Annotated in this window: 14 protein-coding genes; 4 read left to right on the top strand and 10 right to left on the bottom strand. The window is 70.5% G+C overall.

Going from position 1 to position 14,784, the window contains the following annotated elements:
- Window positions 1–51 precede the first annotated feature (51 nt).
- From IF17_RS0104960 to IF17_RS0104915, 10 genes are all read right to left on the bottom strand, one after another.
- Window positions 52–1,473 (bottom strand): nucleobase:cation symporter-2 family protein, encoded by a 1,422-nt coding sequence (locus IF17_RS0104960; RefSeq protein WP_244890411.1) that lies wholly within the window; start codon window positions 1,471–1,473, stop codon window positions 52–54.
- A gap of 364 nt (window positions 1,474–1,837) precedes the next feature.
- Window positions 1,838–3,226, bottom strand: a complete 1,389-nt coding sequence (locus IF17_RS0104955) for an 8-oxoguanine deaminase (RefSeq protein WP_030562515.1) — start codon at window positions 3,224–3,226, stop codon at window positions 1,838–1,840.
- A gap of 45 nt (window positions 3,227–3,271) precedes the next feature.
- On the bottom strand, window positions 3,272–4,660 hold the full coding sequence (locus IF17_RS0104950) for a nucleobase:cation symporter-2 family protein (protein WP_030562513.1): 1,389 nt from the start codon (window positions 4,658–4,660) through the stop codon (window positions 3,272–3,274).
- A gap of 68 nt (window positions 4,661–4,728) precedes the next feature.
- On the bottom strand, window positions 4,729–5,652 hold the full coding sequence (pucL, locus tag IF17_RS0104945) for a factor-independent urate hydroxylase (RefSeq protein ID WP_030562511.1): 924 nt from the start codon (window positions 5,650–5,652) through the stop codon (window positions 4,729–4,731).
- A 7-nt stretch (window positions 5,653–5,659) separates the two neighbouring features.
- On the bottom strand, window positions 5,660–6,049 hold the full coding sequence (gene uraH / locus IF17_RS0104940; RefSeq protein WP_030562509.1) for a hydroxyisourate hydrolase: 390 nt from the start codon (window positions 6,047–6,049) through the stop codon (window positions 5,660–5,662).
- Window positions 6,050–6,069: 20 nt separating this feature from the next.
- Complete coding sequence (gene uraD, locus IF17_RS0104935; RefSeq protein ID WP_030562507.1) at window positions 6,070–6,606, bottom strand: 2-oxo-4-hydroxy-4-carboxy-5-ureidoimidazoline decarboxylase; 537 nt, start codon at window positions 6,604–6,606, stop codon at window positions 6,070–6,072.
- A gap of 164 nt (window positions 6,607–6,770) precedes the next feature.
- Window positions 6,771–7,169: a helix-turn-helix domain-containing protein gene (locus tag IF17_RS0104930; protein ID WP_030562505.1), complete on the bottom strand. Its 399-nt coding sequence runs from the start codon at window positions 7,167–7,169 to the stop codon at window positions 6,771–6,773.
- Complete coding sequence (locus IF17_RS0104925) at window positions 7,166–7,417, bottom strand: YkoF family thiamine-binding protein (RefSeq protein WP_076966694.1); 252 nt, start codon at window positions 7,415–7,417, stop codon at window positions 7,166–7,168. The genes IF17_RS0104930 and IF17_RS0104925 overlap by 4 nt, the downstream gene beginning before the upstream one ends.
- Window positions 7,418–7,524: 107 nt before the next feature.
- A complete protein-coding gene (locus tag IF17_RS0104920; protein ID WP_051883885.1) occupies window positions 7,525–8,679 on the bottom strand; it encodes a lactonase family protein in 1,155 nt (384 codons plus the stop codon).
- A 125-nt stretch (window positions 8,680–8,804) separates the two neighbouring features.
- Window positions 8,805–9,644, bottom strand: coding sequence for a GntR family transcriptional regulator (locus IF17_RS0104915; RefSeq protein ID WP_018514689.1), 840 nt, complete (start codon window positions 9,642–9,644; stop codon window positions 8,805–8,807).
- Window positions 9,645–9,940: 296 nt separating this feature from the next.
- On the opposite strand from IF17_RS0104915, the gene IF17_RS0104910 reads away from it, so the two are divergent.
- Genes IF17_RS0104910 through IF17_RS0104895 form a run of 4 tightly spaced genes read left to right on the top strand, consistent with a single transcriptional unit; the run spans window position 9,941 to window position 14,771 of the window.
- Window positions 9,941–11,203 carry an extracellular solute-binding protein gene (locus tag IF17_RS0104910; RefSeq protein WP_030562498.1) on the top strand — a complete coding sequence of 421 codons (1,263 nt, stop codon included), beginning with the start codon at window positions 9,941–9,943 and terminating at the stop codon, window positions 11,201–11,203.
- A 58-nt stretch (window positions 11,204–11,261) separates the two neighbouring features.
- On the top strand, window positions 11,262–12,242 hold the full coding sequence (locus tag IF17_RS0104905) for a carbohydrate ABC transporter permease (protein ID WP_030562496.1): 981 nt from the start codon (window positions 11,262–11,264) through the stop codon (window positions 12,240–12,242).
- On the top strand, window positions 12,239–13,102 hold the full coding sequence (locus IF17_RS0104900) for a carbohydrate ABC transporter permease (RefSeq protein WP_030562494.1): 864 nt from the start codon (window positions 12,239–12,241) through the stop codon (window positions 13,100–13,102). Before IF17_RS0104905 ends, IF17_RS0104900 begins: the two co-directional genes overlap by 4 nt.
- Before the next feature lie 58 nt (window positions 13,103–13,160).
- Window positions 13,161–14,771 carry a beta-N-acetylhexosaminidase gene (locus IF17_RS0104895; protein WP_030562492.1) on the top strand — a complete coding sequence of 537 codons (1,611 nt, stop codon included), beginning with the start codon at window positions 13,161–13,163 and terminating at the stop codon, window positions 14,769–14,771.
- The last annotated feature ends 13 nt before the right edge of the window (window positions 14,772–14,784 follow it).

The following is a 14,784-nucleotide window of genomic DNA, read 5'->3' as shown; positions in this document are numbered from 1 at the left end:
AAGCCCCGTGCGGGCGCACGGGGCTTCACCGGGCTGCGTACGGCGGATGCGTCAGTGGACGCCCACCCCGGCCGCCGCCGGGACCACGTGTTCGCCGTTCTCGGCCTCCTCGTCCACCCCGTCCGGCTTGCGGCCGAAGTGGTTGAAGGCGAGGTTCAGCACGATGGCCACGACGCAGCCGGTGGAGATGCCCGAGTCGAGGACGACCAGCAGGCTCTCCGGGAAGGCGTGGTAGAACTGCGGCGCCGCGATCGGGATCAGGCCGATGCCGAGGGCCGCCGCCACGATCAGCGCGTTCTCGCCCTTCTCCATGGCGGCGGTGGCCAGGGTCTGGATGCCGCTGGCCGCCACCGTGCCGAAGAGAACGATGCCCGCGCCGCCGAGCACCGGCAGCGGTACGAGGGCGATGACGGAGGCGGCGACCGGGACCAGGCCGAGCACGATGAGGATGCCGCCGCCCGCCGCGACGACGAAGCGGCTGCGGATCTTCGTCATGGCGACGAGACCGACGTTCTGGGCGAAGGCGCTGCACATGAAGCCGTTGAAGACCGGGCTGATGGCGCTGCCGAGCGTGTCGGCGCGCAGGCCGCCTTCGATGATCTTCTCATCCGCCGGCCGGCCGACGATCTTGCCGAGGGCCAGCATGTCGGCCGTGGACTCGGTCATGCAGACCAGCATCACGATGCACATGGAGATGATGGCGGCGATCTCGAACTGCGGGCCGCCGAAGGCGAACGGCGTCGGGAAGCCGACCACGTCGGCGTTCTTGATGGCGCTGAAGTCGGTGATGCCGGCGGGGATGGCGATCAGGGTGCCGATGACCAGGCCGAGCAGGATCGCGATCTGCTGGAGGAAGCCCCGCAGCAGCTTGCGCAGGGCCAGCACGATGACCAGGGTCACGGCGGCCATGGTGATGTTGGTCATCGAACCGTAGTCGTCCGCCGTCGCGTTGCCGCCCTGGGACCAGTTGAAGGCGACCGGCAGGAGCGAGACACCGATCAGGGTGATGACGGTGCCGGTGACGACCGGTGGGAAGAAGCGGACCAGTTTGCAGAAGTACGGGGCCAGGAGGAAGCCCAGCACGCTCGCGACGATGATCGCACCGAAGATCACGGCTATGCCGTCGTGGCCCCGGTCCTTGCCTATCGCGATCATCGGGGCCACACCGGCGAACGAGACGCCGTTGACGAAGGGCAGCCGGGCGCCGACCTTCCAGAAGCCGATGGTCTGGAGCAGGGTGGCGATGCCCGCGGTGAAGAGGCTCGCTCCCATCAGGAAGGCGGTCTCCTTGGCGGTGAGGCCGACAGCCGGCCCCACGATCAGGGGCGGTGCCACCACCCCGGCGTACATGGCGGCCACGTGCTGGAGGCCGCTGGTGAACATCTTCAGCGGGGGGAGGGTCTCGTCGACCGGATGTTTCCGGCCGTCCGCTGCTGCTTCTGCGTCTGCTGGTGTGACGGCGTCGGCCGTCACGTCGGGGGCGGCTGCATCTGCGTCTTTGCGAAACCTGGGCTCAGCGGCCACGGCGGTTCCTCCGGTCGGTTACGCGTCGTCGGCGACGCGGGTGTCAGGGAGGTGCTGCGTATGTGGTGCGGTGGTGCGTGCGGCTCTCTCAGGTGGTGCAGGTCGTGCAGAGGGGGGTGCGGAGGCGTGCGTGCGGGCAGCGTTGATCACCGGTCCGGCGGGCGCCCGCCATCGGGTGCGCGTCCGCCGGACCGGCTGCCGCGGACCCCGCTCGGGCCCACGGCGGCCGGTCTCGGGCCGTCCCCCTCGACCGGCCGGTCGGGGATTCCGCCGGGATCAGTGGCTCTCCGGCGGTTCGGGGGTGTCGCCGGGGTCAGGCCCCGGCGGCGATCTGCGCGAGGCGGCGGGCCTCGTCGCGGGTGGTGCGGGCGATGGCGTCCTCGTCCACCGTGGTGAGGTGGTTGCCCTCGACGACCGGCTTGCCGTCGACGAGGGAGAGGGTCACCGGGGCGGCTGCGCCGAAGATGAGCGCGGTCACCGGGTCGGCGATCGAGGAGTGGGCCAGGGTGTCCAGCTTCCAGAGCACGAGGTCGGCGAGCTTGCCGGCCTCCAGGGAGCCGATCTGGTCGGCGCGGCCCAGGACTTGGGCTCCGCCGAAGGTCCCGAGGCGCAGGGCCTGGCGGGCGTTGAGGGCGGCCTCGCGGTGGGCGCCGAGGCGGTTGATGAGGAGCGCGTTGCGCAGCTCGGTGTGGAGCTCGCCGGACTCGTTGGAGGCGGTGCCGTCCACACCGAGGCCTACGGGTACGCCGGCGGCGAGCATGTCGGGGACCCGGGCGATCCCTGCGGCGAGGCGGGCGTTGGAGGACGGGCAGTGGGCGACGCCGGTTCCCGTACGGGCGAAGGCGGCGATGTCGGAGTCGTTCATGTGGACGCAGTGCGCCATCCACACGTCGTTGCCGAGCCAGCCGGTCGACTCGAAGTAGTCGGTCGGGCCCATCCCGAACAGTTCCTTGCAGAACTGCTCCTCCTCGACGGTCTCCGAGCCGTGGGTGTGCAGCCGTACGCCTCGGCGACGGGCCAGCTCCGCGCCCTGGCGCATCAGTTCGGTGGAGACCGAGAACGGCGAGCAGGGCGCGACGGCGACCTGGGTCATGGCGTCGAAGGAGGCGTCGTGGTGGGCGTCGATGGTGGCCTCGGTGGCGGCGAGCGCGCCTTCGAGGGTCTCGACGGCGAAGTCCGGGGGCAGGCCGCCGTCCTTCTCGCTGCGGTCCATGGACCCGCGGGCCAGGGTGAACCGTACGCCCATCTCGCGGGCGGCCCCGATGATGGCACCGGAGAGGTCGCCGGAGTCCTTCGGGAAGACGTAGTGGTGGTCCATGGCGGTGGTGACACCGCCCCGGGCCATCATGGCGAGCGAGCCCTGCGCGGCGGCGCGGGCCATCGGCTCGTCGATGCGCGCCCAGGTCGGGTAGAGGGCGACCAGCCAGTTGAAGAGGTTGTGGTCGGTGGCCAGGCCCCGGGTGATCCACTGGTAGAAGTGGTGGTGGGTGTTGACCAGGCCGGGGGTGGCGAGGTGCCCGGTGGCGTCGATCCGCCGGACGACCCCCGTGAGCCCCTCGGGTGCCTTGCCGGCGCCGACGGACTCGATGCGGTTGTCCGCCACGACGATGTACCCGGAGGCGTACTCCGTGTCGTGGGCGTCGACGGTGGCGATCGAACAGTTCTCGATGACGATGCGCTGAGGGTCTGCCGAAGCTGCCATGGCGCTTCCTTCTTCTCTCTGTGGCGATGTGGGCACGGCAGGACCCTAGGAGGATTTGAGTGCCACAGCGGGGCGGCTGTGGGTGCCGAGATGGTGGAAGAACAGGTTGAGCACGACCGCGACCAGTGCTCCCGCGCTGATCCCGGAGCCGAGGACGGTCTGCGCCCAGGCCGGGAATCCGGCGTAGAAGGTGGGCGCGGCGAGCGGGATGATGCCCGCGCCGAGCGCCACCGCGACCAGGATGATGTTGGAGCTGTCGTCGAGCCCGGCCTCGGAGAGCGTGCGGATGCCGCTGACCGCGATGGAGCCGAAGAGGACGATGCCGGCGCCGCCGAGGACGGGCATCGGGACGAGCGAGACGACCGCGCCGAGCACCGGGAAGGCGCCGAGGACCAGCAGGGCGCCGCCCGCCGCCGCGACGACGTACCGGCTGCGTACCCGGGTCAGGGAGACGACGCCGACGTTCTGCGCGAAGGCGCTGGTGGGGAAACCGCCGAAGACCGGGCCGAGGAGGGTGGCGATGCCGTCCGTACGCAGACCCCGGGTGATCGTACGGCCGTCGGTGCGGCGGTCGCAGATCTCGCCGAGGGCCAGCATGCCGGCCGAGGACTCCGTCATCAGGACGAGCATGACGATGCAGAGGGAGAGGATCGCGGCGGGGTGGAACTCCGGTGCCCCGAAGGCGAAGGGGGTCGGCAGGGCGGCGAGCGGTGCGGACTTCAGCGCGGAGAAGTCGGCGAGGCCGAACGGGATCGCCGCCAGTGTGCCGACGAACATGCCGACCAGCAGGGCGACTTGCTTGAGGAAGCCCCGGCCGAAGCGCTGGATGAGCAGGATGACGACGAGCGTGAAGGCGGCCAGCGCCAGGTACTTCATGGCGCCGAAGTCGGCGGCGGTGGCGTCGCCGCCCTGCGCCCAGGCGACCGGCACGGGCATGAGGGTGACGCCGATGAGGGTGATGACCACCCCGGTGACCAGGGGCGGGAAGAAGCGCAGCAGTCGGCCGAAGAACGGCCCGACCGTCAGGCAGAAGACTCCGGCGACGAGCACCGCCCCGTAGATCGCCGGGAGTTGGTGTCCGGGCGCGCTGGTCTCGGCGATGGCGAGCATCGGCGCGATACCGGCGGAGGAGGCCGCGTTGACGAACGGCAGCCGGTTCCCGGCGAATGCGCCGAGGCCGATGGTCTGCACGATGGTGGCGAGTCCGGCGATCAGCAGGCTCGCGGCGATGAGCCGGGTCATCCCGGCGGTGTCCAGGCCGACGGCCTGGCCGATGATCAGCGGAGGGGTGACGACGCCCGCGTACATGGCGGCGATGTGCTGGAGCGCGGCCGGAACGAGCCGGGCGGGAGGGAGCTTCTCGTCGCACGGGTGAACTGCCGTGCCGATAAGGGGTTTCGGGCCTTCGGCCGGCCCCGTTGCAGGCTGTGCCATGGGTGTTTCCTCCGGGATGACCGGCCCCCGCCCGACTGCGGGCAGGCGGGGGCGGGTTCAGTGCCGCGTCAGAGGTTGGTCATGTCGACCGGGACCTTCGGCTCGACGCCGTCCCGGAGCACGGTGGCCTCGATCAGACCGTAGGGACGGTCCGCCGCGAAGTAGACCTCGTTGTCGTTCTTGAGGCCGAACGGTTCGAGGTCCACCAGGAAGTGGTGGTTGTTCGGCAGCGAGAAGCGGATCTCGTCGATCTCGCTGCGGCTGTTGATGATCCGCGAACCCATCTGGTACAGGGTCTGCTGGAGCGAGAGGGAGTACGTCTCGGCGAAGGCCTGGAGCATGTGCTTGCGCGCCTGCTCGTAGGACTTCTCCCAGTTCGGCATACGCTGCTCGTCGCTGGTCCAGTTGTACCGCCAGCGCGCGGAGACGTCGGTCGCCAGGATGCGGTCGTACGCCTCCTTCAGCGTCGTGTACTTGTCCTTGACGTAGCCCCAGAACTCGGAGTTGGTCGAGTTCATCACCGTCAGGTCCTTGAGGCCCGAGATGACCTCCCACCTCTCACCGTCGTAGGTGATCTGGGAGACGCGGGTCTCCATGCCCTTGCGGGCGAAGGAGTGCTTGACCTCGTCGGCGCCGATGAACTTCGAGTTGCCGTCGGAGGTCACGATGCGCTCCCAGGCGTACTCCTCGATCCGGATCCGGGCGCGGTGGATCGGCTCCTGCGAGGAGACGAAGTGCCGGGCGAGGTGGATGCCGAACTGCTCGGCGGACTCGATCCCGTGCTCCTTGGCGAACGCGTACACCGTGTTCTTGGTGGTGTCGGTCGGCAGGACGTTGGCGTTGGAGCCGGAGTAGTGCACATCGTCCATGTCGCCGGAGAGGGCGACCGAGACGTTGAGGTCCTTGATGTGGTGGGTGTCGCCGTCCCGCGTGATCTTTACGACGCGGTTCTCTGCTTTGCCGTACTGGTTCTGGCCGAGAATCGTGGGCATGTCGGTGCTAGCTCCCTCGGTAAACGGAGTAGCCGAACGGGTTGAGCAGCAGCGGTACGTGATAGTGCTCGCCCGGGACGACCGCGAACGCGATGGTCACCTCCGGGAAGAACGCGCCGCTGTCCCTTACGCGGGGGGCGTCCTGCTGCGCCTCGGCTTGCTTCTTGGAAAAGTACGTCTCGGTGTCGAATTCGAGGCGTACGTGGGTCGTTCCTTCCGGCAGCGCCGGCAGGTCCTTGCAGCGCCCGTCCGCATCGGTCGCGGAGGCTCCGAGCGTCACGTACGGCGAGCCGCTGCCGCTGCGGGCGGCGAGCGAGACGGTGACGGACGCGGCGGGGCGGCCGATGGAGGTGTCCAGGATGTGCGTGGACACCGATGCGGTCGTGTCGGTACTCAAGACCGTCACTCTCCTAGATCTCAAGAGTCCTGCACGGGAGCTTCCTCTGCGAGGGTCTCCCGTACGAGACGGGTCAGCCGGATGCGGTTGATCTTGCCCAGTTCGGTGCGCACGATCTCCTGCTCCTGCTCCGGCGAGTTCCCGATCCGGGACTTCACCGCGTCGCGCATCTGCTCACCGGTGGCGCCGGTGGCACAGATCAGGAAGACATGTCCGAACCGCTCCTGGTAAGCCAGGTTCAGTTCGAGCATCTCGGTCTTGAGCTCCTCGGAGGCGCCGGCCATCCCCCGCTGCTCGCGGGAGGAGGTCGGATCGCCGGGCTTCGGGCGCCCGATCGGCGGGTGGCCCGCCATCGCCTCGGCCAGGTCCTCCGCGGTGAGCTCGGCCATGGCGGCGTCGCTCGCGGAGAGCAGGGCTTCCTCGGTGGCGTACGGACGGCCGGCGAGGACGGTCTCTCCCCAGGCCGCGCTGGCACAGACCTCGTGCAGTGCGGGGGTGGCCTCGCCGTCCGCCAGGGTGTTGAACCGGGTGAGGCCCGGTGTGGAGCTCGAAGTCACGGGAGCCTCCGTGGCTGTTTTTCGCTGTGCGTTGTTCGGGCTGCGGATAGCTAACGCCCTCCGCAACACGACGTCAACACTTTGTTGAAATCTCGCGAACGGAGAAAGCCGCCGTCCCGGCATGCGGACAGCGGCTTTCCTGGGTGTTCGGCGGGTTCGGCCAACTACTCACCCTTGGCCGAATGTTCCCGGTTCAGATAGTTGTACACGGTGAAACGGGAGACGCCCAGGGCGCCGGCCACGGTCTCCACCCCGTGCCGTACGGAGAAGGCACCGCGTGCCTCCAAGGTCCGGACGACCGACTGCTTGGCCTTACGGTCCAGGTCGGCGAGCGGCATCCCGTGCCGTCTCTCCAGCGCGGCGAGGATGTGGTCCAGCGAGTCGGAGAGCTGGGGCAGCCGTACGGCTATGACGTCCCGGCCCTCCCACGCGAGCACCACGTCGTCCGGCTGGGCCTGCTCGGGGCCGAGCAGCTCGGCGCCCATCGCGTCGACGAGCGGCTTGACGGCCGATACGAAGGGGTGGTCGACGGTGACCGGAGCGTGATCGGCGGATTCGGTCACCGTACCTCCTCCCCGATCACGTTGACCTGGAGCGAGACCCGGGTGGCGCCCGAGGCCAGGGTCCGGCGCAGCAGGGAGTCCACGGCGGTGAGCACCTCGTCCGCGCCCCCTTCCGCCGTGTTGCCGAACGGTCCGACGTCCACGGCGTCGAGTTCGGCGCTCTGGATGACCTCGCGGGCCACCACCGCGTGGGCGGGCGCCTCGTCGAGATCGAAGGGCTCGGTGGTGAATTCCACCCTCAAGCGCACTGTGCCTCCCTGATGTCCTCGCCGCGGGTGCGGGCGCGCGGCTCGGCCACGACTGTAACCGCTGGAACGGGCCCCGCCCGGGCCGTCACGGCAGCGGCAGGACTGCGTCACGCCAGCGGCAGGACGCAGACCGCGACCGGTGCCGGGAGCGGGTCGCCCGCCGGGGTCAGGGAGCCGTCGGGGGCGATCCGGAAGGCGGTGACGGTGGAGGAGCGCTGGTTGGCGGCGAAGAGCAGCGAGCTGTCCGGGGAGAGGGCCAGCTGGCGCGGCCAGTCACCGCCGGCGGGCACGGTGTCAAGGAGCCGCAGGGCCGCCCCGCCGTCCTCCACCGCGTACCGGGCGAGGCTGTTCGGGCCCCGGTTGGCGAGGTACGCGTACGAGCCGTCGCCGGTCACCACCAGCTGGGCCGGGTAGCCGGTCTCCGACCCGGTGGACTGGCCCGCGCCCGGGGTGAGAGTGCCGGATTCGGGGTCGTACGCGCAGACGACCGTGGTGTTGTCCAGCTCGCAGGCCAGGTAGGCGGAGCGCCCGCCGGGGTGGAAGGTGAGGTGACGGGGGCCGGAGCCGGGTGCCAGGGCGGCCCGGGAGACCTCGGTGAGCGTTCCGGCGGACTCGTCGAGGCGGTAGGTGTACACCGCGTCGGTGCCGAGGTCGACGGCGAGGACATGGCCGCCGTCGGGCGAGGTGACGATCTGGTGGGCGTGCGGCCCGTTCTGGCCGGGGCCGGGCGGCGGAGAGCTGTGGGTGACCAGGTCGGTGCGCTCGCCGAGCGAGCCGTCCGCCGCGATGGGGTGCACGGTGACGCTGCCGGAGGTGTAGTTCGCGCTGAGCAGCCAGCGCCCGGACGGGTGGACGGAGAGGTGGGTGGGGCCGGAGCCGCCGGTGGGGCGGGTGCCGAGCACCTCGTACGTCCCGTCCGGCGCGAGCGCCACGGCGGTGACCGCGCCCGCGTCCTGCTCGGCGACCGCGTAGACGGTGGCGCCGGAGGGGTGCAGGGCCAAGTAGGAGGGGTTCTCGACGCCGGTGATCACGGGTCCGGAGGTGATCGCTCCGGTGGCGGTGTCGTACGCGGCGGTGCCGATGCCGGTGCCGCCGCCCTCGGCGGAGGTGTAGGTGCCGAGGAGGAGGGGGCGGGTGGCGGTGGGGACCGGGGCTGCGAGCGCGGTAGGGGCGGCGAGTGTGGTGGGAGCCGCCACCAGGGCGGCCGCCAGCAGGCTCCGACGGCTCAGGCGCCCAAGGGCAGGGCTGGGTACGGCGTTCATGCGAGGCACCTCGTGGGGGGAGTTGGGCTGCTTCGGATGTGCCCGCCACCCTGGCCCCTCGCGACTCCAACAGCAAGAGGCGCAACCGTAGTTGCGTCCTGCGCAACGTCGTACGAGGTCCCCGCTCAGGCCCCCGTCTGGATGTCCCCCCTGGTCGAGGACGTGATCGCGTCGCCGTGCGCGAAGTCGCCCGGCGGGATGCCCGGGTGGTGGCCCTCCCGGTCCGGGGCGACTTCGGCGGCCGGGCCGAGGGCAAGGCGGGAAACGATGCGGTAGCGGTCGCCCCGGTAGAGCGAGTGGACGTACTCCACCGGGCGGCCGGACGTGTCGGAGGTCAGCCGTTCGAAGAGCAGGGCCGGGGAGAGCTCGGGCACATCGAGCAGCTTCGCCTCGGCGCGGGTGACGACGGTGGGCTCGATCGCCTGGACCGCCTCGTGGACGTGCACCCCGTGCGTGGCGCGCAGATGCTCGTACAGGTCGCCGCTCTCCAGCTCCTGCGCGCTGAGCCCGGGCACCAGCTCGGCCCGGATGTGCAGGTGCTCGATGGCCATCGGCGCCCCGTCGACCAGCCGCAGCCGGGCCACGTAGACGATCTCGGCGGCGGGTGACATCCGCAGCTTGCGGCCGACCCGGGCCCCCGCCTGGAGGGTGGTGAACTCCAGCAGCCGGCTCGACCAGGCGCCCGCCGCCTGCGGCACGGTCAGCGACCGGTCCCCCGCCACCAGCTCCTGGGTGATCTTGGCGGGCGCGACGAACATACCCCGGCCGTGCTCCCGCACCAGGAGCCCGGCGGCGACCAGCTCGTCGACGGCCGCGCGCACGGTGGGCCGCGATACGCCGAGCAGGGAGCACAGGGCCCGCTCCGAGGGGATCGCGTCGCCGGGGCTGCGCGACTCGATCAGCTCCAGGACGGCATCGCGCGTCCGCTCCCGTTTGAGCACCGTTCCCGGCACATCCGCGTCCATGCGCTCCCCTTCCCGACGGGCCTTTCCCTCTTACCAGTTGACCGAGCTGTCGACCCAACTGGCCTGCTGGTCAGGCGAAGTGTAGCGCTTACCTCGGACCGTCAGGGTGCACGTGTTACGCACAGATCACCAAATCGCCTTTGTACGCAGGGGGTTGACGGCCTCATTGGTCTATGCCACCTTCAACCCCCATCGAGAGGTGAGCTGTCCAGTGGACATCACTGGTCAGGTGGTCAGGTGGTCAGGTGGTCGGGCCGGACTCAGGTCGGACTCATTTCTGCTTTCCGAGGTGAACCGTGAAGTACCGCTTGCTTGCCGGTGGGTCCGTGCTCGTCATGGCCGCCGCGCTCAGTGCCTGTAGTTCCCCGTCCGACTCCGCGAGCGGGGACGGACGGACGACGGTGGACGTCTGGCTGATGCGCGACAGCGTCTCGGACACGTTCCAGAAGGAGTTCACCGCGGACTTCGAGAAGCGTCATCCGAAGATCGACGTGAAGATCCAGATCCAGGAGTGGGACGGCATCGGCCAGAAGATCACCGCCGCTCTGGCCAGCAACGACGCCCCGGACGTCATCGAGGCGGGCAACACGCAGGTGGCGCAGTTCGCCGAGAGCGGCGGCCTGCTCGATCTCAGCGACCGCAAGGACGAGTTGAACGGCGCGGACTGGCTGAGCGGTCTCGCGGAGCCGGGGGCGTACGAGGGGAAGCAGTACGGCATCCCGTACTACGCGGCCAACCGGGTGGTCATCTACCGCACCGACCTCTTCGAGAAGGCGGGCATCGACGCGAAGGAGATCAAGACCCGCGACCAGTGGGTCGACGCCACCACCCGGCTCAACCAGGGCGGTACGCAGGGCATCTACCTGCCCGGCCAGATGTGGTATGCGCTCGCCGGCTTCATCTGGGACGAGGGCGGCGACCTCGCCACCGAGTCCGGGGGCAAGTGGTCCGGCGCGCTGGACACCCCCGAGGCGCTGCGCGGCATGGCGTTCTACGAGCAGCTCCAGGCGCTCGGCAAGGGACCCAAGGACTCCGACGAGGACGACCCGCCGCAGGCCGAGGTGATGGCGCAGGGGAAGGTGGCCCAGGTCATCTCCACCCCGGGCGGGGCCAACGTGATCGTGGAGAAGAACCCCGAACTCAAAGGCAAGCTCGCCTTCTTCCCCATCCCGGGCAAGACCGCGGACACCCCCGGCTCCGTCTTCACCGGCGGCTCCGACCTCGTCGTCCCGGCAGCGGCGGCCCACCCCGACGAGGCGGTCACCTTCATCAAGGAGCTGACCGGGGACACCTGGCAGAAGAAGCTCGCCGTCGCCATGAGCTACGTACCCAACCGCACCTCGCTCGCCTCCGCCGTGGCCGGTGACCCGGGAGCCGCCGCGATGGCGGTCGGCGCCGCCGAGGGCCATGCCACGCCCAACACCCCGGGATGGGCGGCGGTCGAGGCGGAGAACCCGATCAAGGACTACATGACGGCCGTGCTCACCGGGGGTGATCCGGCCAAGGAGGCGGCGAAGGCCTCGCAGGACATCACCCGGGCCATGAACGCCGGTTCCTGACCCCGGCCCCACCCGATCACCCGGCAGGACATCGCCAGCCACAGGAAGGAGGCGTGCCGTGCCGGTCGCCGTCGAACCGACCTCAGCACCCCGCACACCCCGGCAGCGACCGGCCCCGCACCCCGCCGCCCGCAGAAAGCCGGCGGGCCGGGCGCACGGCCTCTGGCCGTACGCGCTGATCGCCCCCGCCATCGGCGGCATGCTCTATCTGCTGGTCTATCCGCTGGTGCGGGCCGTCCTGATCTCCTTCCAGGACTTCCGGCTCCGCCAACTGATCAGCGGGAACGCCGAGTTCGTCGGGCTGCGGAACTACCGCACGCTGCTGGCGGACCCGCGGTTCTGGGAGGTGGTCCGCCGCACCTTCCTCTTCATGGCCGTCAACGTCGTCCTGATCATGGTGATCGCCACGCTGGTCGCCCTGATGGTGGAGCGGCTGCGGCGGGTCGGGCGGACCGTGGTGCTCTGCTCACTGGTGCTGGCCTGGGCGATGCCGGTGGTGGCGGCGACCACGGTGTTCCAGTGGCTGTTCCACTCGGAGTTCGGCATCGCCAACTGGGCACTGACCTCGATCGGCCTCGACTCCTTCGAGCGCTATCCGTGGTTCGCCAACGGGACGGCCGCCTTCGCCATCCTGGTGACGCTGATCGTCTGGCAGTCGGTGCCGTTCGCCGCGATCACCCTGTACTCCGCGCTGACCACCGTGCCGCTGGAGCTGTACGAGTCGGCGCGGCTGGACGGGGCGGGGGCGGGGCGCATCTTCCGCTCGGTGACCTTCCCGATGCTCCGGCCGATCTTCCTGCTGGTCTTCTCGCTGGAGGTGATCTGGACGTTCAAGGCGTTCGTCCAGATCTGGGTGATGACCCGGGGCGGCCCCGGCGACGCCACCACGATCCTGCCGGTCTACGCGGTGCAGACGGCCCTCTCCAGCCAGCGGTACGACCTGGGCTCGGCCGCCTCGATGATCACCGTGATCCTGATGTCCGGGGTGCTGGTCCTCTACTTCCGCCAGATGTTCCGCCAGGAGGACGAGACCCGATGAGCACCCGTACCGTACGACCCGTAGTGCCCGTACGCCCCCGGCTGCGGCGCCTGCCCCTGAACATCGCCGCCGCCGTGACCGTCGTCATCTGCCTCTTCCCCGTGTACTGGATGATCTCCACGGCCTTCAAGCCGTCCAAGGACATCCAGTCGGCCGACCCGCAGCTCTTCCCGCACACCTGGACCCTCACCCACTTCCAACGGGCCGTGGACGCCGACGGGTTCGCCCTGTTCTGGCGCAACAGCATCCTCGTCACGCTGGGCGCGGTCCTGCTCGCTCTGCTGGTGGCGCTGGGCGCGGCGTTCGCCGTGGCGCGGATGCGGTGGAAGGGCCGGCGGCAGTTCATGCTGATGGTCTTCATCGCGCAGATGGCGCCCTGGGAGTCGCTGATCATCCCGGTCTACATCATCTCCCGGGACACCGACATGCTGGACCGGCTGCCGACGCTCACGCTGATCTACTTCATGATCACGCTGCCGTTCACCATCGTGGTGCTGCGCGGCTTCATCGGGACGATCCCGCCGGAGCTGGAGGAGGCGGCCCAGGTCGACGGCTGCACACGGACCGGGGCGTTCTGGCGGGTGGCGATGCCGCTGCTGGCGCCGGGGCTGATGGCGACCTCGCTGTTCGGCTTCATCACGGCGTGGAACGAGTTCGCCTACGCCAACTTCCTGATCATCAAGCAGCAGGACAACCGGACCCTGCCGGTGTGGCTGTCGTCCTTCCAGAACACCTTCGGCACCGACTGGGGCGCCACGATGGCCGCCTCCACGCTCTTCGCGCTGCCCGCCCTGGTGATCTTCCTGCTGCTCCAGCGCCATGTCACCTCCGGCTTCGCCGCCGGTGCCGTCAAGGGCTGAGAGGCCGGGACCACCCGCGCCCACCCCCGTAAGCCCGCGAACCGAATCCGGAGACCCCGTGCCTGCATCGCGCCCCGACCTCGCCCTCCTCCCCCGGCCCAGCAGGATGTCCTCACTCGGCGGCCGGCTCACCCTCGACCGCGACACCACCGTCCGCGCCCTCCCGGGCGCCGAACCGGCCGCCGCGCTGCTGCGCTCCCTGGTCGGCCCGGCCGCCGGGCTGCCGCTGGAGCCGTCACCGGAGGGCCGGATCGTGCTGGCGCTGGACGAGCAGCTCGGCGGCCTCGGCGAGGAGGGGTACGGCCTCACCGTCGGACCGCAGGCGCTCCTCCTGCGCGCCGCCCATCCGACCGGGCTGCTCCGGGGCGTGCAGACGGTACGCCAACTCCTCCCCGCCGAAGCCCTGTCGGGCGGTTCGACGGCGACCGGGTCCTGGGAGCTGCCGTGCGTCGAGATCACCGATGTACCGGACCGGCCCTGGCGCGGGGCGATGCTGGACGTGGCGCGGCACTTCCGGCCGATCGGCTATCTGCGCCGGTACGTCGACCTGTTGGCGCTGCACAAGCTGAACACCCTGCACCTCCACCTCACCGACGACCAGGGCTGGCGGATGCCGGTCGACGCCTACCCCCGGCTGACCTCGGTCGGCTCCCGGCGGGCCCGGTCGCAGCGGGGGCCGAGCGGCCCGGACGGGGTGCACTTCGACGCCGTACCGCACGAAGGGGCTTACACCAAGGCGGAGTTGCGGGGGCTCGTGCGGTACGCGGCGGAGCGCGGGGTGACCGTCGTGCCGGAGATCGAGATGCCCGGCCATGTGCGGGCCGCGCTCGCCGCCTATCCGGAGCTGGGGAACGGCCCGGAGCGCCGGCTGGACGTGTGGGACCGGTGGGGAGTGTGCGACACGGTCCTCGGGGTGCACGAGGAGGTGTTCGCCTTCTGCCGGGCGGTGCTGGAGGAAGTCATGGACGTATTCCCGTCGCCGTACATCCACATCGGGGGCGAGGAGTGCCCGACCACCGAGTGGGAGAACAGCCCGGCCGCCCGGGAGCGCGCGGCGGCCGAGGGGCTCGCGGACCCGGCGGCGCTGCACGGCTGGTTCATGGGCCGGATCGGCGCGTTCCTCGTGGAGCGGGGCCGGATCCCGCTCGGCTGGGCCGAGACCGGCACCGAACTCCCTCTGGAATTCACGGTGATGACCTGGCGCGACCCATCCCACGCGCTGGCCGCCGCGCGCCGCGGCCACCAGGTCATCGCCGCCCACCACCGGGCCACCTACCTGGACTACGCCCAGTCCGGCGACCCGTCCGAACCGGTCGCGCAGCCCGGCGCCCCGGTCACCCTGCACACGGTCCACGGCTACGAACCCGCCCCGCAGGAGTGGGCGGAGGCCGAGCGGGCCCGGGTGCTCGGGACGCAGGCCCAGCTGTGGACCGAGTACGTCCGCACGCCCGAGGAGATCGAGTACCTCAGCTACCCGCGCCTGTGCGCGCTGGCCGACCGCTCCTGGTCCGGCGGGCGCGGCGACTGGCCGGGGTTCGTCGAGCGGCTGCGCCACCACACCGCCCGGCTGGACGCCTTGGGCGTCCCCTACCGCCCGCTGGACGCACGGTCGCTCGAAGAGGCCGCGTACGCGTCCCCGTCCTCAGGAACAGCGCGACCCCACTCGTAACCACTCCCCCACC

This window comes from Streptomyces cyaneofuscatus (genome assembly GCF_000718135.1).
In the GTDB taxonomy this organism is placed as follows: domain Bacteria; phylum Actinomycetota; class Actinomycetes; order Streptomycetales; family Streptomycetaceae; genus Streptomyces; species Streptomyces cyaneofuscatus.
This window is presented reverse-complemented; position numbering and strand designations above follow the sequence as displayed.